This window comes from Streptomyces lienomycini (assembly GCF_027947595.1).
In the GTDB taxonomy this organism is placed as follows: Bacteria; Actinomycetota; Actinomycetes; order Streptomycetales; family Streptomycetaceae; genus Streptomyces; species Streptomyces lienomycini.
The window spans coordinates 3,960,028-3,984,640 of sequence record NZ_CP116257.1 but is presented as its reverse complement, the minus strand read 5'-3'; the positions used below and the strand labels follow the sequence as shown (position 1 = coordinate 3,984,640).

Genomic DNA, 24,613 nt, shown 5'->3' with positions numbered 1-24,613 from the left:
CGGACCCGGGGGCCATAATCGGCATCGTGAACGATTCAGCAGGACCGGCACGAAAGGCGATCAGCTTCGCTGCGCTCTTGCGGGATTTACGGGAGGCGAGGTCGCTGACCCAGCAGGAACTGGCCGCCGCCGCCAGGCTGTCCGTCGATGCGGTCAGCTCGCTGGAACGCGGGCGACGGGCCCAGCCCCAGCCGCACACCGTGCGGATGCTGGCCAGAGCGCTGCAGCTCCGGGAGGCCGACCGCATGGCGCTGCTGTCCTCCCTGGGGCGGGCCGGGAACGTGGCGCTCGAAATGCCGTCCCGCAAACGGACGCCCCGCACGCCGTCGCCGTCGAGCGTCGAGGTGGTCGGCCGTGACGACGAGGTCGCGGAAATCGTCGACGTCCTGGGCACTGCGCCGGGCCGGCTGGTGACGCTCACCGGTCCGGGCGGGGTGGGCAAGACCACCGTCGCCCTGGTAGCCGCTGATGTGCTGGCCGCCGAGCGCCCGGGCGCCGTGTACTTCGCCGACCTCACCGACACCGCTGAACCCGACGACGCCCTCGCGGCCGTGGCCCACGCGGCGGCCTGTGCCGCCGACACCGTGACCGGCCTCGCGGAGCATCTCGCCGGGACGTCGGCCCTGCTCGTGCTCGACAACCTGGAGCGTGTCACAGCCTTCGGCCCCCACCTGGCCGAGCTGCTCACGGCCTCCCCCGACACGGTGATCCTTGCCACCAGCCGGGTCCCGCTGCGCGTACGCCGGGAACGTGAGATACGTATCGCCCCGCTCGGTCCGAGCGCGGCGGAGCAGCTCTTCGGCGAGCGGCTGGCCGCCGCCGGGGCACCGCCCATGGGGAGGGGAGACGACAGTGCCGTCACGCAGCTGTGCCGACCGACCGACGGGCTGCCCCTGGCCATCGAACTCATGGCCGCCGCAGCGGCCCGGCTGGGGCCCCCGGCGCTGCTTGAGCGGATCGACACGCTCACGGAATTGCCCGTGGCCGGCCCACAGGACCTGCCGGCGCGGCAACGCACCATGGCGGCCACCGTGGAGTGGAGCTGCCAGATGCTCAGCCCCGCGGCCCAGCGCCTGCTCCCTCGGCTCTCCGTGCTGCCTGGCAGCTTCTCCCTCGATACCGTCGACGCGATCGCCGCGCCGGACGCGGCGGACGCGCCGGATGCGGCGGACGCGCCGGATGCGGCGGATGCGGTGGGAGCGGTGGGAGCGGTGGGAGCGCTCGCCGAGCTGATCGAGCACTCCCTGGTCGCTCGCGCCGACGACGCGGGGCCGGTCACGCGGTACCGGCTGCTGGAACCGATCCGCCGCGCCGTCGAGACCCTTGAACCCGCCGGCCAGGAAAACGTGCGTCGAGGCGTGGCCCGATGGGCCCTGCGGGCGGGACGCGAACACGGTGCACGGATCCGGGGCCGGGGCGACATGGCGGCGGTCGAGCGGGTCGAGACCGACCGCCATGTGCTGCGGCTCGGCTTCGACCACCTCGTTGAAACCGGCCAGTACAACGCCGCCGCCGAGCTGTTGTGGTGGGTGTGGCTGCCGCTGTGGATGACCGGGCACACCCACGAAACCCTCGCCTGGACCAACCGCCTGCATGAGGACGACCTGAGCGAACATGGGCGGGCCCGCTGGCTGATGGCGCGCGCCGGGTCCAATCGTGTAGCCGCGGATCTGTTCACCACCGCGGAGCGGGCGATGCGTCTTGCCGAGCGGATCGACGACACATCGCTGGCCGCGGAAGCGGCGATCTTCGCGTCGGCGGCAGCGTTGCGCCTGGAGGACTTCGACGGTTCACAGACTCTGCTGGCCAGGGCAGAGGTTTTGATGAAGAAGCGCCTTGATGTGGAGCGCGACGTGTGGACGGCCGTAAACGTGCCTATCGGTTACGGCGACGGTGCGCTGTTGCGCGGCGACCGGGCCGCGGCGGCGCGACACTGGCGGACCGCGGCGGACACGGCGCGGAAGCTGGGCAGTGAGTTCTCGGTCCCGGCGGTCCTCGCGGAGTGCGCGCAAGCCGCCCGCAGCGAAGGACGCCTGGACGACGCCGCCGTGATGCTTGCCGCCGCCGCCGAGCTCTCCCCTCTGCAGGACGAGAGGCCGCGGACACACTTGGCGGGCGTGGCCGCAGCCGTGTCCGCCGACCTTGGTGACGTGGCATCAGCACAATGGTGGGAGGGTGTGGCAGGCTCGGAACCAGCCCCGGGCTCCGACCAACTCGGCGAACGGCTCAGGGAACTTGTCCGGCGCGCCGAGACCGTTTCGGGGCGTGACTGAGCCCGGCCGCCAGCCGTACCGGCGACGCCCGACAAGGCTCGCGGCCAGTACGGCCGCGAGCTGCGGCTCCCCCGTGGCCCGCGCGTTTGCGACCACGTTGTCGTGTCCACTTCCGCGCTCAAGATCCAGCACCCGCGCCATACGCCTGGTCGCAGCGGAGCGACAGTGCCTCGCAACCATGCCGGACCAGCTCTTTGGGGTCCCCGTTGTCGACGCTGTGCACGTTACTGACCTTCAAAGCGTGGTGTCGTAAGGGCTGACGTCTCATGGTCCCTGGGGTATGCCGACCGTATGCGGTATGTGCGAGGGGGCGGACTGACCGACGAACGGCGGGCCTTTCGCGATCAGTTGAGGATCGAGGTGGCCGAGCGGTTCGCCCAGGGCGATGAGAACCCGGTCATTGCGCACGACCTGCGGGTCAGCGTCCGGTCGGTTCAGCGGTGGGCGCAGAGCCTGGTCGCAGGACGGGCCCCGGGCCCTGGCCTCCAAGGGCCCGGCATCGCTGCCGCTGCTCAGTGACGAGCTGTTCGCCGTGCTCGAGCGGGAGCTGGCCAAGGGGGCGGTGGCGCACGGCTGGCCGGAGCAGACCTGGGCCCTGTCGCGGATCAAGACGCTGATCGGGCGCCGGTTCCGCAAGAGCTGCCCCGTGCGAGGGGTTGCCGCCCTTCTCAAGCGGCACGGCTGGAGCTGTGAGGTCCTGCCCTGCGGGCAATCGAGCGGGACGAGACCGCGGTGGCCGGCTCGGTGAAGGAGACCTGGTCCCACGTGGAGGGACCATGGCGGCGCTCGATGCCTGGCTCGTCTTCAGGACGAGGCCGGATTCGCGATGACGCCGCCGACCACTCGCACCTGGTCGCGCCGCGGACACACCCCCGTGATCCGCGTCCGATCGGCCCGACGTCGGCCGGCCACAGCCCCGTGCCGATGGAGGAGCCGCGTGACCATCGCCAGCATGCCCCAGCCGACTCTGCCCGCACAGCCGGAAGAACCGCTGCTAGAAGATGTGATCCTGGGAGTGGACACCCACAAGGACGTGCATGTCGCCGCCGTGATCACCGTGCTCAAAGCGTCGTTCCTGGCCCACCAGGAGTTCCCTCCCGGCCACCGGTGCTGGATGCCGTCAACTCCTGTCCTGGGCACACTCTTTCGGCGCCCTGCATCGAGCTGGTGTGGCATGCGCCGGATCCTACGGAGCGGCCCTCGCACGCGTTCCTGAGCCGGGAGAGCGAGCGTCCAGGTCGTCGAGGTCAACCAGCCCGACCGCGCCATCCGCCGCAAGCGCGGCAAGAGCGACCGGTCGGAGGCCTTTCCGTGTCGACCTGCCGCAGAGGTCATGTGGGGTGCACCCTCCTCCATGCCTCCGCAGGCCGTGGGCCGGGCAGGGGCGGACACCGTGGGTACCGGGGGCTTACGTGGATCGGCGTGTGTCGTTCACCGGGCCATCTCCGGGGTGCCGATGTCCTTTCCGTGACCGGCGCGGGCGATGTCGGACAGGCGGGTGACGATCAGTTCGATGTCGTCGCGGGTGGTGCGGTAGTTGGTGACGCAGGCCCGGATGCCGTGTCGGCCGGCGAGCCGCGCGGGGCCGAGGAGGGCGGTGCCGTCCTCGATCAGCTCGGCGAGTACGGCCGTGTGGTCGGCCTCGGTGGCCCCCTTGATCCGCAGGCAGACGGCGGTCAGCGACGGGGACGCCATGAGTTCCAGGTCCGGAGCGGCTTCGACGAGGTCGGCGAGGTACTGGGCGAGGTCGAGCACGTGGTCGGTCACGGCCCGGAAGGTGTCCACACCGAAGGTCTGCAGGGCGCTCCATATCTTGAGTGCCTTGAAGCTGCGGGACAGCTGGGGGCCGTAGTCCATGTAGTCGACCATCAGGGGGTCTTCGTCCGCGGCGATGTACGAGGCGGAGAACGCGTAGGCCCGTGCCAGTCGGGTGCGGTCGCGGACCAGCAGGCAGCCCGCCTCCAGGGGGGCGAACAGCAGCTTGTGCGGGTCGAGGGCGATGGAGTCCGCGCGGTGGCACGCCTCGAATGCCGCGCGCTTGCGTTCGGACAGGACGAACAGCGCACCGTAGGCCCCGTCGAGGTGCAGCCACAGGTCCTCGCGTGCGCACACGTCCGCGACGGCGTCGATCGGGTCGATGGAGCCGCTGGTGACCGTTCCCGGGGTGGCGACGGCGCAGAAGGGATCCAGTCCGGCCGCCCGGTCGGCGCGGACGGTCTCCTCCAGCAGGTCGACACGCATGCGGTACTGGTCGTCGGTGGGGATGTGCCGGACGTTGTCCAGGCCGATGCCCAGGATCGCGGCCGCCTTGTCGACGGAGCGGTGCGCTTCCACGGATGTGTACACGACCAGCTGGGGCCCGGTCGTCTGCAGGCCCTGCTCGCGAAAGTGCGGGCGCCGGACGTGCAGGGCGGTGGTGAGGGCGTTGAGGGTGGCGATCGAGCCGCCGCCGGTGAGGATCCCGCCCGCCTCGTCGCCGTACCCGAAGAGCCCGCCCAGCCACCTGATGACGGAGCGCTCGACCACGCTCGCGGCCGGCGAGAGCTGCCAGAAGTTGCAGTTCTGGTTGATGGTGGCGGCGATTGCCTCGGCGTAGGGGGCGATTCCGTTGGGCGGACCCTGCACGTAGGCGAGGAACCTCGGGTGGGCCACGGTGGTCGAGTTGGGGAGGATCTTCTCCTTGATCTCGTGGAAGACCCCTTCGACGCCGATGCCCTGGTCGGGGAACGGAGTTTCCAGCAGGCCGGAGAGAACCTCCCGGTCCACCTCGGGAACGAGCGGGCGCCGGGCGACGGACTCCTCGTAGTCGTGGAAGAAGGCGTTCAGCAGCCGGCCGGCGGCCTCGCGCTCGTCCCGGGTCAGTCCGAGCAGCGGCTTTTGGGGCATCAGCGTCTCCAGGGCTTCGCGGTTGTCTTCGCCTTGTCCGGCCAAAGTAGCCGTGAAGCCGCCGCACACGATGGCAAGTATGCCCTTTCGAGCCGGTTGCATTAGCGCTCTGTGCCAAGCGAATGGTCGATCGCGCAACTTTCACGCATTCACTGTCCTCTTGGTCGGAGCCTTTGGCCGCCAGGCCACTCACATGTCTGCTCCGCGATCACGTACCGGACGAGCTGAACCCACGGGGGGCTCCCGCCGTTCCTAGCCTCGGGCTCACAACGCCCCACCCCACCACTCACGAAAGGACCGGTCTTCCATGCCAGTCATCAACAACTCTCTGCCGGAGCGCGACCGCGAGACCGCGGGTGCGGCGCTGCAGGCGACTCTGGCCGACCTTCTCGACCTGTCCCTGGTGGCCAAGCAGGCCCACTGGAACCTGTGCGGCCCGCGATTCCGTTCGGTTCACGTCCAGCTCGACGAGGCCGCCACCATCGCTCGGAACCACGCGGACACGGTGGCCGAACGCGCGGCCGCCATGGGCGTCAGCCCGGACGGACGGGCCGCGACCATAGCCGCAACCAGCGGCGTGCCCTCCTTTCCGTCGGGCTGGACCAAGGACAGCGATGCCGTCGCGTCCTTGGTGCACGCACTCTCCGCGGTGACCGAGAGGCTGCGTGAGCGCATCGTCGAGGTCGGTCCGGTGGATGTCGTCACCGAGGACCTCCTCATCGGACTCACGGCGGATCTGGAGCACCAGAGCTGGATGTTCCAGGCCGAGAACCGGGTCTGACCAGCAGCGGGCGGGCGTTCACGCGAGGCGGTCATCACCCTGTGCTCCTGCTGTCGGGCGAAGACCGCCTCGCAGCCGGGGTCACTGGCGGGCCCGGGTCCGGCCGGTTGCCATGCCACGTCGTGGGGTCTGGCGTCAGAGCCGTTGGTATTCTGTGCCATGGACAAGACCGATCGCGCAATTCTCGCGCACTTGATGGAGAACGGACGTCTCGCCAACACCGAGCTGGCCGATCTCGTAGGCCTGTCTCCCTCCCCGTGTCTGCGCCGGGTGAGGCAACTGGAGAACAGTGGTGTGATCACCGGCTACCGCGCGACGGTCGAGCCGGCCGCCGTCGGCCGCGGGTTCCAGGTGCTGCTGCACGTCGAGATGGCCGTGCAGGACAGAGCCACCACCGAGGCGTTCGAGGCCGCGGTCGGCGAACTCGACGAGGTCGCGAACTGCCTGCGGATGTTCGGCCAGCCCGACTACCTGCTGTGGATCGCCGTGCCCGACCTCGATGCCTACGAGCGCTTCTACATGGCCGGCCTCACCGACCTGCCCGGGGTGGCACGCACCCACTCGCAGTTCACCATGAAGACGATCAAGAGCACCCCCGAGTTTCCCATCCGGTCACGGTGACCAGCGGTCCCGTCGGGGGCGCGTCCGCCCAGTCACCGCCCGTCCGTCACGGAATCCTGAGGAGCAGTGCGGTAAGGCCCTCCGGGTCGGTGATCATGCAGTCGTGGCCCGTGTCCAGCTCCCACACCACCGCGGGTTCTCCGTTGGGCTGGAGCGGGGGAACGGCACGCCGCTCCCCTCCGGCACAGTGGATGTGTGTGCGAGGAACCCCGTCGGCCGCCGGGTTCACCAGGCGGACCGGCTGCTGAAGGGTTCGCAGCGGCTGGTCGGACAGAGTGCCGCGCAACCATGCCACGTCGTCCGGGTCGGTGACCCCGAACAAGCCCGCAGGAGGCGGCAGTTCGGGCAGCGGGGGGATACGCCAGCCGTCGCCGGAGCTCTCCGCGAGCTGGATCATGAACTCGGCCTGGTAGACCGGGAGCACGTCGGCCGCGCTCTCGCCGTCCGCAGGCACCAGAGCTTCGACGTAGAGCGCGTGGGAGATTCGCTCGGGGACACGATCGGTTACCGCCGACACGATCATCCCCGCATAGCTGTGCCCCACCAGGATCACCTCGGTGAGGTCTTCGGCGAGGATGAGACCGACGACCTCTTCGACATGTGTGTCGAGCCCCACTTCGGGGCCGAGCAGGTGCGCACGGTCCCCAAGACCGGTCAAGGACGGGGCGTGCACCTGGTGCCCGGCGGACTCCAGCAGCGGGACTGTCCGGTCCCAGCAGGCACCGCCGTGCCAAGCACCGTGAACGAGCACGTACAGGGACATGGAGTTTCCTCTTCCTTGACGGTGTGGCGAAGGCGAACGCTGGGTGCGGCATGGAGCCGCACCTCACGTGTCAGTCGTGGGCTCCGGGGGCTTGCGTCGTGACGCCGCCGGTGTCGGTCCACTGGGCCGGCAGGCGCAGGGAGGTCTCGGACGGGCTCCCGTGCCCGGTGCCGTGGACGAAGAGGGTCTGGTCCGGGTCGTCCACGGGATTGAGGGCCTGGCAGGTGACGGTGACCTCGCCCATGAGGGGTGGTGGTAGGCCCGTGCCGGTCGCTCGCCGGTGGACCTCGGCGTCCGCCCGGAACCGGCTGAAGTCCTTGCTGCGTATGGACAGCTCACCGATCAGGCTGCTCAGGGCGGGGTCGTCCGGGTGGCGGCCCGCGTCGAGGCGGAGCATGGCGGCGGTGTCGGCGGCGACGCGGGACCAGTCCCGGTACAGTTCGCGCGCGTGCGGGTCGAGGAAGACGAAGCGGGCCTGGTTCCGTTCGGCCGTGAGGAGCGCCTGGACGTCCGTGATCAGGCGTCCTGCGAGCTCGTTGTGGGCCAGCACGTCAAGGCGTCGTCCCAGGACGAAGCCCGGGCGGCCGGCCCGCTGGAGGGTGTCCAGCAGGTCCCGGGTGACACGGTGCACTCGCTGGGGGCGGGGCCGGACGGGCCGTGGCCCGGCGAGGGTATGCAGGTGGCCGCGCCCGGCGTCGTCCAGCTGCAGGGCGGTGGCGAGCGCGTCGAGGACCTCTGCTGAGGCGCTGCGGCTGCGGCCCTGCTCGAGGCGGGTGCAGTAGTCCACGCTCACACCTGCCAGCCCGGCGAGTTCCTCCCGGCGCAGTCCGGACACACGGCGTCGGCCCGGGCCGACGCCGTCGAGCCCCGCCTTCTGCGGGGCGAGGCGCGACCTGGCGGAGCGGAGGAACTCCGCCAGCGATGCACTGTCGGGGCACTCACGGTCCATCTGCCCAGGGCCGCAAGGCCGTTGAGGACCCCGCGGCGGGAGGATGGCCCAGTCGGTCCCCCGATGGCCGTCACGGGTGGGTCCCGCGGACCCGGGCCGGAACGCGCGCGGCTCGCGCTCCGGGGCGGCGGGCCAGTCGTGGCCGCCGGTCAGGACAACCCTCCAGTCCGGCCGGCAGGACGGGGCCGGCGCCGCTGCCCGCGACGACGCCGCCCGATCGGCCCGTCCTGCCGGCCGGCCCCTCATCAGCCCCGCTCGGCCGCGAGGATCTCGGCCGCCCGCTCACCGACCACCATGGAAGGGGCCATGGTGTTGGCGACCGTCACATGGGGCAGCACCGAGGCATCGGCGACGCGCAGGCCCTCGATGCCGTACACCTTGAGCCTCCCGTCCACGACGGCTCCTCGTCCCGTCCCATCCGGGACGTACCGCACTGGTGCCAGAAGGTTTCCACGGCGTCGCGCACGAACCCCTCCACCGTGTCCGTCACCGACGACGCCGGGGAGACCTCCCGCTCGACGAACGGCCGCAGCGCCGCGGAATTGCCGATCTCCCGGGCCACGGCCACGGCGGCCAAGGCCGAGCGCACGTCGTCGGGGTCGGCGAGGAAGTTCGTCTCGATGCGCGGTCCGGCCATCGGATCCGTGCTCGCCAGGCGGACCCGGCCACGGCTGCCGTCGCGCGGGCGCATGGCAGGCATCAGGGTGAAGCACCGCTCCGGCGGCGGGTACTGGGCCGCGCTCTCGGCGGAGACGGACGGCGCAGGCGAGAGGTACATGACGAACTCCGGTGCACCCGGCCGTGTTCCGTCCTCCCAGAAGCAGACGGCCTGGCTTCGCGTGGGCACCGGCAGCGGTACGTCCGCCGCCTCCCACATGCAGGGCAGGCGTATGTGGTCGTCGAGGTTGCGGCCGACACCGGGCAGGTGCTGGACCACCGCGATGCCCAGGTCCCGCAGTTCGCGTTCGTCCCCGATCCCGGACCGCATCAGCACGGCCGGGGTGCTCAGCGCGCCCAGCGACAGCACCACCTCCTGCGACGCGTCGACGCGCAGCGGCCTGCCGTCGCGCACGATCTCGACACCGCGGGCCCGGCCTGCGGAGACCAGGACGCGGGAGACCGTCGTGTGCGGCAGTACCGTCAGGTTCGGCTGGCCCACGCGGTCTGCGACGTAGCGGCGGAAGGGGGTCTGCCGCACCCCGTCGTGGATGTTCTCGTCCCGCACGGCGCCACCGGAGTTCGCCTCCATCAGGGCGCCGTTGGCACTGCCGAACCGGGGGATGCCGGTGGCCTCGGCGCCGTCGAGGAAGGCGGTGAAGAGCGGATGCACGTCCTGCGACGGCCGTATCCGCATCGGCCCGCCGGTGCCCCGGCGCTCGGGGTCGGGCGCGCCCTGCCAGTCCTCGATGCCGCGGTAGTGCTCCAGTACGTGCGCGTAGCCCCACGTGGGATCGCCCGTGGCCTCGGCGTAGGAGTCCCAGTCGGTGCGGTGGCCGCGGGCCCACACACCCGCGTTGACGGCGCCTCCCCCGCCCAGTCCGCGGCCTGTGGCATAGGCGAGCCGGCGCCCGTTCAGATGGTGGTTCGGCTCCGTGACATGGTCCCAGGTGCGCCCGGTGCCGAGGTTGGCCGGCCACAGGTCGGGATCGCGGACACGCTCGTCGTCGTCACTGCCGCCGCTCTCGACGAGCAGTACCGTGACGGCCGGATCGGCCGCGAGCCTGCCCGCGAGAACGGAACCTGACGAACCGGCGCCGCACACGATGTAGTCGAACGTTGCACCGTCGTCCAGGTGGTCGGCGAGGGCGAGCCGGTGCGTGGTCGCGGCCGGGGCCGGGGCCGGGGCCGGGGCCGGGGCCGTGGCGGGGGCCGGGGTCGCCGCGGCGTCGGCACGTCCGGGGTGGCTGCTCATGTTCAGCGTCTCCTTGGAGTATCAGCCGCGGTCGGTGTCCCGGGCCTGTTCATAACCGAGTTCGAGCAGGGCGGCACGCAGCTTCCCGCGGCGTCGTCCAGTGCGGACTGGTCCTGCTCCGGCTTGGCCTTGGTGAAATCGAAGTCGGACATGTCCCAGACCGGAGCGACATGGATGTGCAGGTGCGGCACCTCGAAGCCCGCGACGACGAGGCCGGCCCGCGGGGCGTCCCAGGCCCGCTGCACTCCTTGCCCGACGGCCTGGGCGACCTCCACGCATCGCGCCAGAAGCGGGCCCTCGGCATCCGTCCACCGGTCGATCTCGCGCCGGGGGACGACGAGGGTGTGGCCGGGCCGCAAGGGGGCGACGGTGAGAAACGCGGTGACCTCGGGATCCTGCCAGACAAAGCGTCCGGGCAGCTCACCGGCGATGATGCGGGAGAACACAGTGGGCACGGTTGAAGTTCCTTTCGCATACGGCGGACGGCTCCTCCGCAGAGGATGCGGGCCAGTCCTATTGCCGCCCCGGGTCACGGATGAAGTCCGAGGGACGGAAGGGAAGTTCCTCACGCGGCCACCTGGCGTCCCGCTGGAAGGCCTCGTCGTCGAAGCCCGCGAGGGTGTCGCGGAGTTGGCGGAGGTTGCCTTGCTCAAAGTACAGGGCTCGCAAGGTGTACTGCGACACCGCCATGGTGTGCCTGCGGTCCTCGTGCGGGACCAGCCCCATCTCCGCGGCGCGGCGGTGCCCCCAGACCACATCGCGGATGTCCTCGTCCACCCGTCGCAGGCGGGCGTCGACGAGGGCGAGCAGCTTCGGCAGCGGCGCCCCGCGGCCGAGGAAGACACGGAGCAGTACGGGGTCCTTGACCGTCATGGTGTCGTCGTCCCCCTCGACGACCCAGTGCCTGAGCGCGCTCTCGCCCGCCGGGGTGATGCGGAACACCTGAGCGTGGCGCGATCCGCCCAGCGACACCTCACTGTCCTGGACCAGGCCCAGAGCAAGGAGCCGACGCAGTTCGCGGCGGATGTGGCTGACGGCCGGCGCCGAGTAGAAGAACCGCAGGGCGAAGGCCGTCCGTTGCTTGATCTCGCCCGCCGAGAGCATCTCACCGTTGACGAACAGGATTCCAAGGACCGCGTACGCGGTGGCGGTCAGCTCCCCGTCGGCCTGGTGCGGCTCATGCGGCGCCTCGTCCTCCGTGGCTGCGTCGCCGTCGGCCCCCGCCCGGGGCGTGTCGCTGTTGTCCTTCATGACCGAAGCATAGGCGGCAGGCACCCCATCCGTGCACGGAAAGTCACCACCTCGTTCACCTATTAGTCTCATAGACAGCGATCGCTCTCCATGCCACACGCTGATCCGGGATGTGGGAGATTCAGCAAGAGTCAGAAGGTGCACGCCATTTGGCGGGCGGCTCGATACGGGCGAGTTCACGCAGAGGACATAACACCCCCCAGCAATGGGACTAGTAGTCTTATGGAGAGTAGCCGATTGCGAAGAGGGGCAGTGATGACGAACCGGGACACCGAGGATCGGCTGCGTCGGCCGGCACGCATCCGTTCGCTGCGGGTGGGCGAGCTGAGCGTGAGTTACGTGCCGGACGGAGCGGTCAAGATGGTTCCGCGCAGCCTCTTCCCGGCGACGACGGACGAGACATGGGCACGAAACGGCCCGTACGTGGACCCGTCCGGCTGGTTGACGATCAGCGCCGGCGGCCTGCTGATCGAACATGGTGAGCGAGCCATGCTGGTCGACGCCGGCTACGGGCCGTTCACCGAGCCGGTTTCCATGATGGAACACGGCATGGCGTCGATGTACGGCGGTTCGCTCCTGGAGAGCCTCGCCACGCTCGGACGCAGTCCGCACGAGATCGAGGCGGTTGCGATCACCCACCTCCACGTCGAGCACCTGGGCTGGGCCGCGCACCCGGAGCCGGGCGCCTCCCAGCCCGCCTTCGGGCACGCGGCGTACCTCGTCTCGCACCGGGAGTGGGAGGAGCGCCACACGACGTTCGGAGTGACGGAGCAGGTCGCGGACGCACTCGCTCCACGGGTGCGTGCCGTCTCGGACGGGGACGAGGTGTTCCCGGGAGTGCGCGCCGTAGCGCTGCCCGGCCACACGGCCGGGCAGATGGGGTACGAGGTGACCTCCGGCGACGACTGCCTGCTCGCGTTCGCCGACGTCCTGCACTCCCCGGCGCAGGTCGCGCACCCGGACTGGGCGATCGTGGGCGAACCGGCACCCGACGTGTCGGCCGGACTCCGGCGCGAGGTGCTCGGCCGGCTCGCCGACGAGGGCATCGTCGGATTCGGCATCCACTTCGCCGACGTCCCCTTCGGCCGGGTACGGCGTGCCGGGGACGCCTTCGCCTGGCAACCGTTGGCCTAGGCGCACATCTCGACTCGGACGGCGGCTCCGCGCGGCGGCGCGGTGCGCGGGTGCCGCAGGCACGGGGCCGCCGGCACCGCGGTACCCGGTGGGCATGGTCGGTGGGTGTTCAGGAGCGGTGGGCCCAGGGGATGGATTCGAGGAGGCGCTCGAGTCGGAGTTCGCCGTCGCGTGTCTGTCCGCCGTGGTCCATGAGGACGCGGAGGCGGTGGACGACGTCGTCGGGGGAGGGGTAGACCTTGGCGTGGGCGGCGGCTTCTTCGGTGAGGTCGGGTACGGGGCCGCTCGCCTCGGCCGCGTCCAGCGCCTCCTTCGCGGCGGCGGCCACGCCCTGGGGCAGCGCGGCGATGCGGTGGGCGAGGGCGTCGACGAACGCGTCGAGGTGTTCGTCGGGGACGGCGCGGTTGATCCATCCGTAGCGTTCGGCGGTGGTGGTGTCGAAGAGTTCGGCGCCCAGGACGATCTCCAGGGCGCGGGCGCGGCCGACGAGCCGGTTGAGGTACTGGGTGCCGCCTCCGCCGGGGAAGATGCCCATCAGTGACTCGGGCTGGGAGAGCCAGGTCCGGTCCGCGGCGGCGAAGCGCATGTCCGCGGCCATCGCGAGTTCGGCGCCGCCGGCGCGGGCGTAGCCGCGGAGCTTGGCGATCGTCACCTGGGGCAGGGTGCGCAGCCGTTCGTTGAGCTGCTGGAGGGGGTTGAGGGCGGGGTCGGCGTCGGGGTCGGCCAGGGCCATGAGGGTGCTGGGGTCGAAGGACCACTCGAAGTCGGCGTGGGCGGAGAAGAACTCGGGGTTGGCCGACTGGAAGACGATCACGGCGACGCCCTCGTCGGAGGCGACTTCCTCGGCGAAGGCCTTGAGGTCACCGGCCAGGGTGGCGTCGACGGTGTTCACCGGCGGGTTGTCCAGAGTCACCCGGGCGATCCGGTCCTCCACACGGACCACCAGGGACTTGTAACCGCTGTAGCTCATCGCTGCACTCCTGCGGACGGGTGGGACGGCTGGGCCGCACCACGTTGTTTAATGGGTGTTACAGAAGGACCGTAGCACGTTCTTTAGCGTGCGCTAAACTTTGCCTCATGACAGGCAGACCAAGGACGTTCGACAAGGACGCGGTGCTCCGGATGGCGATGCGCGCCTTCTGGGAGCGCGGATACGACGGGGTGAGCGTCGCGCAGCTGTGCAAGGAGGCGGGGATCGCCGCACCGAGCCTGTACGCGGCCTTCGGCGACAAGAACGCGCTGTTCGAGAAGGCGTGCGCGCTCTACACCGAACATCTGGACGATGACCTGGAGCGCGATCTGTCGGCGCCCACGGCACGCGAGGCGGTCGAGCGCCTGCTGCGGTCCTCGGCCGAGCACTTCTCCGCCCCCGGACAGCCCCCCGGCTGCCTCGTCATGGGCGAGCCGCGGCTCGCCGAACGGCGCGGCAGGACACGCGAGATGATCCGGGCCCGGCTGCGCCGGGCCGCCGCCGAGGGAGAACTCGCGTCGGCCGCCGAGGCCGACGGCGTGGCCGCGTTCGTCGACACCGTCCTGGCCGGCATGGCCGCCCTGGCCCGCGACGGCGCCGACCGGGCCCGCCTCCTGGACGCGGCCCGTCACGCGACCCGGGCCTGGCCCGCGTAACACCCTCCTCCCCCGGCTCGCCGGAGCCGCACGCGCACCGCAAAGAGAGCTGGGGCAGAGGGGGTTGCGGGCGGAGTAGACCGGTCGTATAGTCCTGGGTGTCGGAACGCGACAGGCACCGGATTCCCGGAAGGGGAAGGCATCATGGGACGCATCAAGGTCGGCACGGAGAACAGCACCGACATCGAACTGCACTACGAGGACAAGGGGACCGGGCAGCCGGTCGTCCTCATCCACGGCTACCCGCTGGACGGCAATTCCTGGGAGGGCCAGGTCCCGGCCCTGCTGGCCGCCGGCCACCGGGTCATCACCTACGACCGGCGCGGCTTCGGCAAGTCCAGCCAGCCCTCCACCGGTTACGACTACGACACCTTCGCCGCCGACCTCAACACCGTCATGGAGACCCTCGACCTGCGCGACGCGGTCCTGGCCGGCTTCTCCATGGGCACCGGCGAAGTCGCCCGCTACCTGTCCCGCTACGGCTCCGGCCGGGTCGCCAAGGCCGTCTTCCTCGCCTCACTGGAGCCGTACCTGGCCATCACCGACGACAACCCCGACGGCGCCGCCCCCCTCTCCTTCTTCCAGGGCGTCTCCGAGGCCGTACAGAAGGACCGCTACGCCTTCTTCACCGGCTTCTACACCGACTTCTACAACCTCGACGAGAACCTCGGCACCCGCGTGAGCGAGGAAGCCGTGCGCAACGCCTGGAACGTGGCAGCCGGAGCCGGCCCGATCGCCTCGGCGGCCGCACCACTGACCTGGCCCACCGACTTCCGCCCCGACATCCCCAACATCGACGTCCCCACCCTCATCGTCCACGGCACCGGCGACCGCACCCTGCCCGTCGACGCCACCGGACGCCGCTTCGCCAAAGCCCTGCCCACCGCCCACTACGTCGAGATCGACGGCGCACCCCACGGCCTCCTCACCACCCACACCACCGAAGTCAACGAGATCCTCCTCGACTTCCTCGCCCACTGACCCCGGCCACACCATGCGACACCCGCCCTCAACTAGACGACCGGTCTAATGGATGATAGAGTGGTGGCCATGCCTACCGTTCAGGGCGACACCCGCCGCAGCATTCTCGACGCCGCCCAGCGGATCATGGCCCGCAAGGGGTTCTCCGCGGTGGGCATCAACGAAGTCCTCACGGCGGCCGGAGTGCCCAAGGGGTCGTTCTACCACTTCTTCGGCTCCAAGGACGCCTTCGGCGAGGCCATGATACGGGCCTACTTCACCGACTACCTGGCCGACATGGACCGCATCCTCGCCCAGCCCGGCCTGACCCCGGCGCAGCGGCTGATGAACTACTGGCAGAACTGGCGCGAGACGCAGAGTGTCGACGAATGCCAGGGCAAGTGCCTGGCCGTCAAGCTCGGCGCGGAGGTCGCCGACCTCTCCGAAGCGATGCGGATCGCGCTCAAGGAAGGTACCACCGCCGTCATCGACCGTCTGGAACGCACGATCACGGCCGGCCTGAAGGACGGCTCGATCACCGTCGACGCCACCCCCCGCGAGACCGCACAGGCCCTGTACGGCATGTGGCTCGGAGCGAGCGTCATGACCAAGATCCACCGCGACATCGGCCAGCTGGACACCACGATGACGGTCACCCGTCAACTCCTGCACCTGCAGAACGCCTGAACCCGCAGAACCAAGGAACCGGGTCGACCCCGACCCCGAAGATCCACCCGGAATCCGGCCGACTCTCGTACCTTCGAGACGACCGGTCTACTCAAAGGGAGTGCACTTCCATGAAGATTCTCATCGTCCTCACCTCGCACGACGAACTCGGCACCACCGGCCGCAAGACCGGCTTCTGGCTGGAGGAACTCGCCGCCCCCTACTACCGCTTCAAGGAAGCCGGCGCCGAAGTCGTCCTCGCCTCCCCCAAGGGCGGCCGGCCGCCCCTGGACCCCAAGAGCAACGAACCCGCCTTCCAGACCGACGAGACCCGCCGCTTCGAGGCCGACCCCGACGCCATGGCCGACCTCGCCCACACCGTCCGGCTCGACAGCGTCTCCGCCGACGACTTCGACACCGTCTTCTACCCCGGCGGCCACGGCCCCCTGTGGGACCTCGCCGAAGACCCCACCTCCGTCCGGCTCGTCGAAACCATCCTGCGCGCGGGCAAGCCCCTCGCCCTGGTCTGCCACGCCCCCGGCACCCTGCGCCACGCCACCAACCCCGACGGCACCCCCCTCGTCCGCGGCCGCAAGGTCACCGGCTTCACCAACGGCGAGGAAACCGACGCCGGCCTCACCGACATCGTCCCCTTCCTCGTCGAGGACGAACTCAAGCGACTCGGCGCCCACTACACCAAGACCGACAACTGGCAGCCCTACGTCGTCATCGACGGCCTCCTCATCACCGGCCAGAGCCCCGCCTCCTCCGGCCCCGCCGCCGACGCCCTCCTCACCCTCCTCACCCTCGTCAACCAAGTCGACGACGCCCGCGCATAACCCACACCCCCACACCCCCACCACCCACCACCCACCCGCGGACCCACCCCCACCAACCCAAAGGGCCCGCGGGCACACCCCCACCCCCACCAGCACAGCCACCCCCACCCCCACAAGGCCCACCCCAACCACCACCGACCAAGGAAAATGACGCGTCGACATGTGCCTGCAGTGGCGCCGTGCGTCGGCGGAGCGGCCCGGTCCACGCAGTCGGTCCTCAAGGGGAGACTCGGGGGCCGGGGACCCGAAGTTCGACTCAGGCGCCGCCTTCAGGCGTGCCCAGGGACGGCGACGCGGAGATCGAGGAGCTGTTGGGTATGCACGGGCACGTGGTCTTCGGCGAGGCCATCTATGAGGCTTGCCAGCGGAATCGGCTGGTCCAGCACGAGTGCGTCATTGGAAAGGAGGAGCGACGGCACCGGAACCGAGGCGGCTTCCTCGTTGAGTTGATCGGCGATGTCGCACAGGACGGTGGCCTGGCTCCGGACATGATCAATCAGGTCCGCCCGACCTGAGTGCTCGGTGATGATCCGGTCGAGATTCCAGGTGTCGAGGGAGATCCGGTTGTCGAAGGTGGGCCGTGAGCCGGCGACGACGCCCAGAGCAACCGCTGCGATCGAGGCGTCAACGCTGAGGAGATGGGCCAGTATCTGGTCGGCGTTCCATCCTCCATTATCCGCGTCGCCGAGGTCGGGGATGGCCGCCGCATCGAGCAACCTGTCGTAGGCGCTGCGAAGTACTGTCGTGTCCATAGCGTGCTTCCTTCATTCGGGGCGTGTCGCACTCGGATCCCGCTCCGCTGCCTCAGCGACGCGTTTGATGTTCGCCAACCGCCGGTCCCAGTAGGCCGCGAGCGAGGCCATCCACCGTGCCGTCGTGTCCAGCGCCGCGGGCCGTACGGCATACCGCACCTCGCGTCCGACCCGGCCGCCGGAAACCAGCCCGGCGGCCTCCAGGACGGCGAGGTGCTTGACCACCGCCTGCCGCGAGACGGGAAGTCGTTCGGCGAGCGTCGTGGCAGTGGCTTCGTCCTGTGCGGCGAGCAGGTCAAGCAGTTGACGTCGCGTCGGGTCGGCGAGCGCACCGAGGACGCTGTCGACGACCTCAGCGGCGCCGGGGCGTTCTTCCGTCATGTGGAGGGCTGTTCGGCGCGTGTCTTGAGCGCGTCGAGCTCCAGGGGCCAGCCTTCCGTGTGGTCCTTCAGGTTCTGACTGCGCAGCTCCTCGGACCCGGCCAGCGCCGCGAACCCGCTCTCGACGACGCGCAGCCGCGTCTGCTCGCCTTCCGGGGTCAATGTGAACTCCACGAGCGTGCTGTTGTCCTCGCGCAGCTCTTCTCCGGGGAAGGCGCTGGTCCAGCGGTACGCCAGGTACGTGGGCGGCTCGACCTTCTCCACACGCACCGGGAAGTCGCCGTGCTCGGCGTTCCTCGCCATCATCGACTCGCCTTCCTTGGCCACGGTGCCCGGCAGGCTCGCCTTGTCGGCCACCCAGAACCCGGGTTGGGCCACCAGCGACCAGACCCGCTCCAGGGGCGCTGCGATCAGGGTTTCGCGTTCGATCCGGTCCTCGCTCATGGGGGACTCCTTCACCGTCACCATCGGATGCAACCCCAGGGTTGCACTTCAACCGCCTAGGCGCAACCCAAGGGTTGCACCTAGGCGGTCATCGTTGGTTGGTGATGATGGAGAGGGGCTGGGTGAGGGCCGTGAGGCTGCTCAACGACCGTATTGATGGCGTCCCACCAGCGGTCGGCACACCTGCTCACCTCGGCCACGAAACCAACCGCCGCGTCAACCCCCGAAGGACTCCCGGAGCCAACCGCTACTGAGTTTTTCGTTAGTTCTGTGGTGTTTGGGGGTGGGTGGTCAGGCCGGCGTGGGTGAGGAAGGGCCACGGGAGTTGCTCGCTGGAGCAGACTGGGTGGATGCCGCCTTCGGCGGCGTCAGCGGCATCGGCGAGGTGGTCGCCGGTGAGGTTGGTCAGCTCGCGGGTCTTGAACGCCGACCACAGCAGTTCCACGGGTTGGGTTCGGGAGCATGGGCAGGCAGCCGCTCGAGGCTGAGCCAGTCCTGCTCAGCCATCCAGGTCCGCATGCCCCGGCTGCAGCGGGCGGACAGTCCGTCCCATACCAACACCACCGGCTCACCGGCGTAGAAGGTCCTGATCTCTTCCAGCACATCGATCAGGGAAATGATGTCGTACCTGCCCGGCTTGAGGTGGAAGCACAGCCGCGGGCCGCGTTCGGGGTCGGCGGCGTGATAGTCCAGCGCGGCGGCCATCCCGGCTCGCTTCCAATTCAGCCGGTGCCGCAAGAGCGGAGTGCGGCCGCGGGGTGCGTAGGTGCGACGCACCTCGGGCAGCAGCGACACTCCTGATTCGTCGAGGAAGACGATCCAGGCACGTTTCTTCACCGCCCCCTTTTGATGCGCGGCCACTCGTGGGCGATCCATCGGGCGATCTCGGACTCGTTCCGCTCGACGGCTTGACGCCGGGGCCGCTGCAGACTCCATCCCAGCCGCCCGGTCAGCAGGCGTCATACCGAGGCTCGGGCCAGCCTCGCCCCGGTCACCCGCTCAACCACCACGCCGGCCCGTTCCGGCATCCACAGATCCGCCTCGAACCCATGCGCCTGGGCGCCCTCCTCCAAGGCGGCTCGCACCGCTTCGACCTGGGCGTCATCCAGCTTGGGCACCGGTAGCCGGACGCCGCCGCAATGACTCAGTCCCGCCCTGCTCCCACAAGCGTTTCCACCGGCGCACACTCTCGGGATGCATCCCCACTGCCCGGGCAACCTCGGACGAAGGACGTCTCTGCTCGAACAACTCGGCCGCACGCATGCGACGTGTCTCGGTCAACTGCCGCCGCGTCAGCGGCGGAACGGAGACATCAGCAACAGCATTCTGCGGCTTGGAAGACACACCATCATGCTCACACTACCGAAGCCCCAACCACCACAGAACTGACACGAAGACTCAGTAACTGGCTCTAGCAAAGGCTGCTGATCGTGAGGCTGTGCTCGTAGGTCTGGGTATGGGAATCCGTCGGTCGCGGCCGTGGATCGTGTCGGATGGACGCCCCGACGCGCTGCTGGCCGACGTGTTCTTCCTGAGCTGATACTGGGTTCCCAAGAGCATGAGCGGGAAGAAGACGCTACCAATCCCCGTCCACGTCACGGTCCAGGCGCTGTGGTGGTCCTCCGTCAGCGTCATGGCGAGTGCGAACGCTTCGAGAAGCGCGCACCCTGCGAAGACCCAACGGCTGCGTCGAAGCTGTGTGACGGTCCGCTCCGGAAGGGGATATCGAGTCCTCCACTGTGTCCTCATGGTCGCCCGGTGCCCGCAGTCATGCCGGACAGTCGGCCTGCAGCACACCATGGGACCGTTGCGTGACCGGTTCAAGGGGCCGTCTGCTTGCGTCGTGCGGTGCGGTTGGCGACCAGGAGACAGACCCACACGAGAACTTGGCCGGCCGCAAAAACGATGGGACCAGCACCATCACCGTCGGCCACCCGCCACACCAACACGGCGACGCTGATACAGAGCATCGGCCAGTAAACCCACGGCCCCCATCGGTGGCCCGGTTGGGCCCATGGCCGCGGAACGTGAGGGTCAGAGCGTGGCATTCAGCACTCCTTCTGGACAGCTACCGCACTGCCGCAAGATCGCCTTCCCCTCGGACAACGGATACGAACGATCTGTCATATCCACCGCCTCCCCCAGACCGTCTGGGTCGGCGGGATGACGACGCGACCTCAGACGTGGGCTGGTCACTCAACCGTCGCGTGCTGCTGCTTTCCTCCTGGCCCCGCTCGCCACCCACTGCGTCACCACGTTGACCACGCCCACCAGGCCCGCGAACACGAGCGCGTCGAGCCACCTCCTGCCTGTAACAGCCCGCCACACCACCGCGGCCGCCACGTAGACGGCCACAACAGCCACTCAGCGCATCCACCACTGAGACCACCACTCGACCGTCCGCTCCCGCGTCTGCATGCCAACCGGTTACCCGAAAATCGTGTTCGCAGGGTGCCGGACACGTCAGGCGGGGGCGTGGTGGTGAACGCTTGGCGTCTTGTGCGGAGCAGCGTGGTGGACGGGGCGGCCGGTCGCGGGAGCGGCGAGGCCCCGCAGGGACAGGCTCGCGGTGGCCAGGAGCACAGTGAAGACGGCCAGGAGGAGGACGGACACCCACATCTGCCGGCTCCCGGGTGCCTGCCAGCCAGTCCACGCCGCGGACCCTGCCCACAGCACCATGGCCGCAGCGTAGAAGGAGCGGATGCGGCGCAGTTGCCGCGCGGCCCGCAGGAACTGGATGCGTTCGGTCTTCGATGCCATGCCGCCCCGCGTACCCCGAGGCGCGATGCTCATCGGGGCGGGACAAGGTCTTACGAGGAGAGAGCGGATCGCTCAAGGGGGTTCAGGCGGGCGGACGGTTGGTAATGGCCGGCAGGGTTGTCGTCCTGATGCGGCGGTAGGTCCTGAAACCGTGCACGGTCAGCGCTGTCCAGATGACGGTGCTGACCAGGGGCCACCACAAGGTCCGGCCCTGCTCGCCCTGAACGAGGTTGACGACCGAGTTCACCGCCCAGCTGGCCGCGAGGACAAGGGCCACCCACCTGGCCCACTGCCAGTTCCGCATCGTTCCTCGGGCACGGTCTGCCTGTACGTTCTGCTCGTCCTGTCGAAGTGGTGTGCCATCCATACCATTCGCCTACCCCCTGCTTGCCCCTTGCCTCCTGGCTTGTGAGAGAGGGCTGAAAACGGATGGTGGCTTCACCAGGCACAGCGCGATCATGCCCGGCCCCGGACACTCCGCAGGCCAGATCAGCCGACGGGCCCAGACTCTGACCAGATCCAGTGAGCAGCACCGCCTCCAACTCGCTCAGTCGACCTGCGCAGCCTGCGGTCAGAAGCATGCCCGCTACTCAGATTCACCGACTGCCGACTGCCGCCAGTCGCCCTCGCCGCGCCGGGCATGGAATGGGCGGGTGTGGTGCCGGTCGTCGAGGCCGCCACCGCACAGCCCGCCCCGCAGACCACGCCGCCGACGGCCGCGAAGAAGCGGGCCGTTGCGGGAGCACCACGGGGAGCTGCACGAGGGCGGGAACTGCACCTGCCGGTCCATCGAGCGGTTCGGGCCTCCCTCCGAGCGGGAGAGCTACTGGGACGACCTCTGACCACTCCGCTGCCGCCGTGGGACCCCTGGCTCGCCGACAGAGCCCAGGGTCTCGTACGTCACGGCGCGTGGCAGCGGGCTGCTACAGGCGGGCGCGGGATGGTGCCCCGGACTTCCGCCAGGGCGACGCCGGTCACCGGGTCGCTGTGCACCGGGACGTACAGGACCCGGCTGTGTCACCGTCCGAGGCCAGGTCACTGGGCTCGGACGGTGACCAGGACGTGATTTCACAATCTCTCGGAGATCACAGGCCCCGGGGTCGCCGGTCTCCGACCGCCCCACCCGGTCCTGTTTCCACGCCGTGATCATCGGCTCGATCAGCGCCCAACGTTCATCGGACAAGCCGCTTGGGTACGGCTTGCACTCACTCACCCCGCTGCTCCCGCTGAATGGAGCAGCCCCGCCAAAGTCGCGTAGGACCGGTCCCAGGTCCATTGCGTTTGGACCCAGTGGCGGCCCTTCTCGCCCATCTCGTGCGCGAGTTCAGGGTTGCGGAGGAGTCTGGTCAGACGGTCTGCCGTCGCCGCCACGGAGTGGCCGTCGACGACATGGCCGGTCTCGCCGTCGCGTACCGCGTCGGGGGCGCCGCCCGAGTCGCCTGCCAGGACGGGGAGTCCGGACGCGGCGGCCTCCAGGTAGACAATGCCCAAGCCCTCCACCTCCAGGCCGCGTCTGCGGCTGCGGCAGGGCATGGCGAAGGCGTCGGCGGCGGCGTAGAAGGAGGGGAGGGTGTGGTGGGGGTGGCCGCCCGCGAAGACGACCGAGTCCAAGACGTTTTCGGTCAGGGCGAGTTGACGTAGTACGGAGATGTAAGGACCGTCACCGACCAGAAGAAGCATGGCGTCCGGGACCGCCCTGCGGATCCAGGGCAGCGCCCTGATCAGGGTGTCCTGGCCCTTGCGCGGGACCAGCCGGGCCGCGCACAGGATCACTGGGCGGCGGCTCAGGCCGTACCGGGCTCTGACCGGGCCTCCGTCGATGCCGGGGTGAAAGACCGTGGTGTCCACTCCGGGGACGAGGCGTGCGGTCTGGGTCCCGGGGGTGAGGGCCGCCTCGATCGGTCCGCGGGTGCTGGCGCCTAGCCAGGTCAGGGCGTCGGTCTCGTTCCCGATGCGGCGCAGCAGGCCGCGGGCGCCGAGGGTGCGGGCCCACCACACCTCATGGCCGTGCGTGGTGGCGACGGCGGTACGGATGTCCGTCATCCGCCTCAGCCGCGCCGTCATCAGGCCGAGCGGCGCCGCCGCTCCGAACCAAACCCGATCGCAGCCATACCGGCGGGCCACGGACGCGGCGTGCGCGGTGGCCCGGGGGGTGGGCAAGAGAGTGCGCACCCGGTGGCGGATCACCGGGTACGGAAAGGGCTCGTCGGGTGCCGACTCCGCCGTAGCCGGGCTCGACGCAGAGGTGAAGACGACCACCTCGTCGGATGGGAAACGGTCGGCCAGTTCACGAACGAACGTCTCGATGCCGCCCTGCCTGGGCGGGAAGTCATTGGTGACGATCAGCGTGCGAGGACGGGAGTTGTTCGTCATACGAGGGCCTTCTCCCTGGACGGGACGACAGGGGTGACGGTGCTGCCCCGCTGCAACATTCGGAACGCCAGCGCCCCGAGCACCAGCGGATAGACCAGATAGCCGAAACGGGTCGCGGGCATCAGAGCCATCGCCAGGCCCAGACCGAGCGCGAGCCGGGCGGCCGCCGCCCGTGCCGTCCCCGGCGGCCGCACCACCAGCCACACCGCGATCAGCAGCGCGCTCACTGCGAGGAGCGCGAGCGCGATCACCCTGCCGCCGGGGACGTACGTCGCGAGCAGATGCCCGGGCAGCGGGCTCGCGGCCGGCGAGGTGGTGTTGGTGAGGCCCAGCGGGAAGGCGATGACACTCCGGTAGAAGCCGGCGGGGTTGGCGAGGGCGAAGGGCAGCACCGCCGCCGTCGCGGTGGACAGGGCCACGGCCGCGTACCGCAGCGCGGGTTGTCCGCCCCGGCGTACCGCGATCAGCGCCAGCGCCACGGGCAGCGCGGGCCACGCCGTCCACTTGAGCGCGGCGGCGGCGCCGAGCACCAGCCCTGCCCGACCCGGCCGCCCCTGCCCGGCGAGCACGACCCCGAGGCACATCAAGCCGACGACCGGAAGGTCGATCCCGCCCACCGCGAGGGGCAGCGCGACCAGAGGGCAGGCGAGCAGCCAGGATCGGTGCAGGCCGGCCGCCGCGAGGGCCGCCACGAATGCGCCGCCCAGCCACCAGCGCGCATCCCCGGGCAGCACACCGAAGAGCGCCATCCCGGGCAGGTAGGGGTTGAAGTCGGCGACGGCCGTAGGGCCGGCGACGTACGGGCTGCCGGTCGTGAGCAGCAGCTGCCCTGACCGCTCGACGACCGTGACCTCCAGCTGCCCGAGCCCGGCCGTCACCAGCCGCACGAGCGGCACCACGACGGCCCCCGCCACCGCGACCATCCGGGCAGCTGGGCGGGAGCGCGCACCGCAGGCAAAGACCGCCGCGACCGCGTAGCCCGTCCCCGCCATCACCCCCCACACCCGGTGCGGCCCCAGATCCGAGGCCAAGGCGAGCCCCAGCGAGACAACCGCGCAGCCAGCCCACATGTACCGCTCGTGATGTATGTACTGGATGTGTCTCACGTACCGTTCATAACTCTTCGTCATGTTCATCGACGGTAGGAATCCGCAGGTCGGAAGGCATCAACCGAGACTCCGGACCTGAAACTCAACCCGTGGCATGACATCCGGCCACAGGCTCAACCCGTGCGGCGACGCGC

Annotated in this window: 26 protein-coding genes and 2 pseudogenes; 9 read left to right on the top strand and 19 right to left on the bottom strand. The window is 69.8% G+C overall.

What is annotated here, in order from left to right:
* Positions 1 to 26: 26 nt before the first annotated feature.
* Both BJ961_RS18005 and BJ961_RS18000 read left to right on the top strand, forming a co-directional pair.
* The gene (locus BJ961_RS18005) at positions 27 to 2,273 is read left to right on the top strand and encodes an ATP-binding protein (RefSeq protein WP_271413838.1); all 2,247 of its coding nucleotides are present in this window, start codon (positions 27 to 29) and stop codon (positions 2,271 to 2,273) included.
* 385 nt (positions 2,274 to 2,658) lie between these two features.
* Positions 2,659 to 3,021, top strand: a complete 363-nt coding sequence (locus BJ961_RS18000; protein ID WP_417796641.1) for a helix-turn-helix domain-containing protein — start codon at positions 2,659 to 2,661, stop codon at positions 3,019 to 3,021.
* 683 nt (positions 3,022 to 3,704) lie between these two features.
* Here BJ961_RS18000 and BJ961_RS17995 read toward each other — a convergent pair.
* Positions 3,705 to 5,159 (bottom strand): pyridoxal phosphate-dependent decarboxylase family protein, encoded by a 1,455-nt coding sequence (locus tag BJ961_RS17995; protein ID WP_271413837.1) that lies wholly within the window; start codon positions 5,157 to 5,159, stop codon positions 3,705 to 3,707.
* A gap of 307 nt (positions 5,160 to 5,466) precedes the next feature.
* Between BJ961_RS17995 and BJ961_RS17990 the strand changes: the two genes are divergently transcribed.
* Both BJ961_RS17990 and BJ961_RS17985 read left to right on the top strand, forming a co-directional pair.
* Positions 5,467 to 5,940, top strand: coding sequence for a Dps family protein (locus BJ961_RS17990; RefSeq protein WP_271413836.1), 474 nt, complete (start codon positions 5,467 to 5,469; stop codon positions 5,938 to 5,940).
* Between the two features lie 159 nt (positions 5,941 to 6,099).
* Positions 6,100 to 6,561: an Lrp/AsnC family transcriptional regulator gene (locus BJ961_RS17985; protein ID WP_271413835.1), complete on the top strand. Its 462-nt coding sequence runs from the start codon at positions 6,100 to 6,102 to the stop codon at positions 6,559 to 6,561.
* Between the two features lie 46 nt (positions 6,562 to 6,607).
* Here the strand turns inward: BJ961_RS17985 and BJ961_RS17980 are convergent, their stop codons facing one another.
* The 5 genes and pseudogenes from BJ961_RS17980 to BJ961_RS17960 form a co-directional block, all read right to left on the bottom strand.
* Complete coding sequence (locus BJ961_RS17980) at positions 6,608 to 7,324, bottom strand: alpha/beta fold hydrolase (protein WP_271413834.1); 717 nt, start codon at positions 7,322 to 7,324, stop codon at positions 6,608 to 6,610.
* Between the two features lie 70 nt (positions 7,325 to 7,394).
* Positions 7,395 to 8,273 (bottom strand): helix-turn-helix transcriptional regulator, encoded by an 879-nt coding sequence (locus BJ961_RS17975; protein WP_271413833.1) that lies wholly within the window; start codon positions 8,271 to 8,273, stop codon positions 7,395 to 7,397.
* Positions 8,274 to 8,518: 245 nt separating this feature from the next.
* A pseudogene (locus BJ961_RS17970) lies at positions 8,519 to 10,185 on the bottom strand (GMC family oxidoreductase).
* Positions 10,186 to 10,187: 2 nt separating this feature from the next.
* The gene (locus BJ961_RS17965; protein WP_271413832.1) at positions 10,188 to 10,640 is read right to left on the bottom strand and encodes an HIT family protein; all 453 of its coding nucleotides are present in this window, start codon (positions 10,638 to 10,640) and stop codon (positions 10,188 to 10,190) included.
* Positions 10,641 to 10,698: 58 nt separating this feature from the next.
* Entirely contained in the window at positions 10,699 to 11,436 is a 738-nt protein-coding gene (locus tag BJ961_RS17960; RefSeq protein WP_271413831.1) for a hypothetical protein, read from the bottom strand.
* Between the two features lie 255 nt (positions 11,437 to 11,691).
* Between BJ961_RS17960 and BJ961_RS17955 the strand changes: the two genes are divergently transcribed.
* Entirely contained in the window at positions 11,692 to 12,570 is an 879-nt protein-coding gene (locus tag BJ961_RS17955) for an MBL fold metallo-hydrolase (RefSeq protein ID WP_271413830.1), read from the top strand.
* 109 nt (positions 12,571 to 12,679) lie between these two features.
* Here the strand turns inward: BJ961_RS17955 and BJ961_RS17950 are convergent, their stop codons facing one another.
* Positions 12,680 to 13,540, bottom strand: coding sequence for an enoyl-CoA hydratase/isomerase family protein (locus tag BJ961_RS17950; RefSeq protein WP_271413829.1), 861 nt, complete (start codon positions 13,538 to 13,540; stop codon positions 12,680 to 12,682).
* Between the two features lie 107 nt (positions 13,541 to 13,647).
* On the opposite strand from BJ961_RS17950, the gene BJ961_RS17945 reads away from it, so the two are divergent.
* From BJ961_RS17945 to BJ961_RS17930, 4 genes are all read left to right on the top strand, one after another.
* Positions 13,648 to 14,196 carry a TetR/AcrR family transcriptional regulator gene (locus BJ961_RS17945; RefSeq protein ID WP_271413828.1) on the top strand — a complete coding sequence of 183 codons (549 nt, stop codon included), beginning with the start codon at positions 13,648 to 13,650 and terminating at the stop codon, positions 14,194 to 14,196.
* A gap of 144 nt (positions 14,197 to 14,340) precedes the next feature.
* The gene (locus tag BJ961_RS17940; protein ID WP_271413827.1) at positions 14,341 to 15,177 is read left to right on the top strand and encodes an alpha/beta fold hydrolase; all 837 of its coding nucleotides are present in this window, start codon (positions 14,341 to 14,343) and stop codon (positions 15,175 to 15,177) included.
* Between the two features lie 69 nt (positions 15,178 to 15,246).
* Entirely contained in the window at positions 15,247 to 15,843 is a 597-nt protein-coding gene (locus tag BJ961_RS17935; RefSeq protein WP_271413826.1) for a TetR/AcrR family transcriptional regulator, read from the top strand.
* 110 nt (positions 15,844 to 15,953) lie between these two features.
* The gene (locus BJ961_RS17930) at positions 15,954 to 16,661 is read left to right on the top strand and encodes a type 1 glutamine amidotransferase domain-containing protein (RefSeq protein WP_271413825.1); all 708 of its coding nucleotides are present in this window, start codon (positions 15,954 to 15,956) and stop codon (positions 16,659 to 16,661) included.
* Positions 16,662 to 16,930: 269 nt separating this feature from the next.
* On the opposite strand, the gene BJ961_RS17925 is transcribed toward BJ961_RS17930, so the two are convergent.
* The 12 genes and pseudogenes from BJ961_RS17925 to BJ961_RS17880 form a co-directional block, all read right to left on the bottom strand.
* Positions 16,931 to 17,413 (bottom strand): hypothetical protein, encoded by a 483-nt coding sequence (locus tag BJ961_RS17925; protein ID WP_271413824.1) that lies wholly within the window; start codon positions 17,411 to 17,413, stop codon positions 16,931 to 16,933.
* A gap of 12 nt (positions 17,414 to 17,425) precedes the next feature.
* Entirely contained in the window at positions 17,426 to 17,794 is a 369-nt protein-coding gene (locus tag BJ961_RS17920) for an ArsR/SmtB family transcription factor (protein WP_271413823.1), read from the bottom strand.
* Positions 17,791 to 18,237 carry an SRPBCC domain-containing protein gene (locus BJ961_RS17915; protein WP_031095230.1) on the bottom strand — a complete coding sequence of 149 codons (447 nt, stop codon included), beginning with the start codon at positions 18,235 to 18,237 and terminating at the stop codon, positions 17,791 to 17,793. The genes BJ961_RS17920 and BJ961_RS17915 overlap by 4 nt, the downstream gene beginning before the upstream one ends.
* A 262-nt stretch (positions 18,238 to 18,499) precedes the next feature.
* Positions 18,500 to 18,682, bottom strand: coding sequence for a hypothetical protein (locus BJ961_RS17910; protein WP_271413822.1), 183 nt, complete (start codon positions 18,680 to 18,682; stop codon positions 18,500 to 18,502).
* On the bottom strand, positions 18,643 to 19,098 hold the full coding sequence (locus BJ961_RS17905; protein WP_271413821.1) for a transposase: 456 nt from the start codon (positions 19,096 to 19,098) through the stop codon (positions 18,643 to 18,645). The genes BJ961_RS17910 and BJ961_RS17905 overlap by 40 nt, the downstream gene beginning before the upstream one ends.
* Positions 19,071 to 19,178 carry a winged helix-turn-helix domain-containing protein gene (locus BJ961_RS36160; protein ID WP_381332915.1) on the bottom strand — a complete coding sequence of 36 codons (108 nt, stop codon included), beginning with the start codon at positions 19,176 to 19,178 and terminating at the stop codon, positions 19,071 to 19,073. Before BJ961_RS36160 ends, BJ961_RS17905 begins: the two co-directional genes overlap by 28 nt.
* A 160-nt stretch (positions 19,179 to 19,338) precedes the next feature.
* Complete coding sequence (locus BJ961_RS36155; protein ID WP_356626086.1) at positions 19,339 to 19,581, bottom strand: helix-turn-helix domain-containing protein; 243 nt, start codon at positions 19,579 to 19,581, stop codon at positions 19,339 to 19,341.
* A gap of 1,119 nt (positions 19,582 to 20,700) precedes the next feature.
* On the bottom strand, positions 20,701 to 20,997 hold the full coding sequence (locus BJ961_RS17900; RefSeq protein WP_271413820.1) for a hypothetical protein: 297 nt from the start codon (positions 20,995 to 20,997) through the stop codon (positions 20,701 to 20,703).
* Between the two features lie 82 nt (positions 20,998 to 21,079).
* A complete protein-coding gene (locus tag BJ961_RS17895) occupies positions 21,080 to 21,301 on the bottom strand; it encodes a hypothetical protein (protein WP_271413819.1) in 222 nt (73 codons plus the stop codon).
* A gap of 768 nt (positions 21,302 to 22,069) precedes the next feature.
* A pseudogene (locus tag BJ961_RS17890) lies at positions 22,070 to 22,210 on the bottom strand (IS5/IS1182 family transposase); the annotation flags it as partial.
* Positions 22,207 to 23,370 (bottom strand): glycosyltransferase family 4 protein, encoded by a 1,164-nt coding sequence (locus BJ961_RS17885; protein WP_271413818.1) that lies wholly within the window; start codon positions 23,368 to 23,370, stop codon positions 22,207 to 22,209. The pseudogene BJ961_RS17890 and the gene BJ961_RS17885, both read right to left, overlap by 4 nt.
* Positions 23,367 to 24,500, bottom strand: coding sequence for a glycosyltransferase 87 family protein (locus BJ961_RS17880; RefSeq protein WP_408648681.1), 1,134 nt, complete (start codon positions 24,498 to 24,500; stop codon positions 23,367 to 23,369). Before BJ961_RS17880 ends, BJ961_RS17885 begins: the two co-directional genes overlap by 4 nt.
* Positions 24,501 to 24,613: the final 113 nt, after the last annotated feature.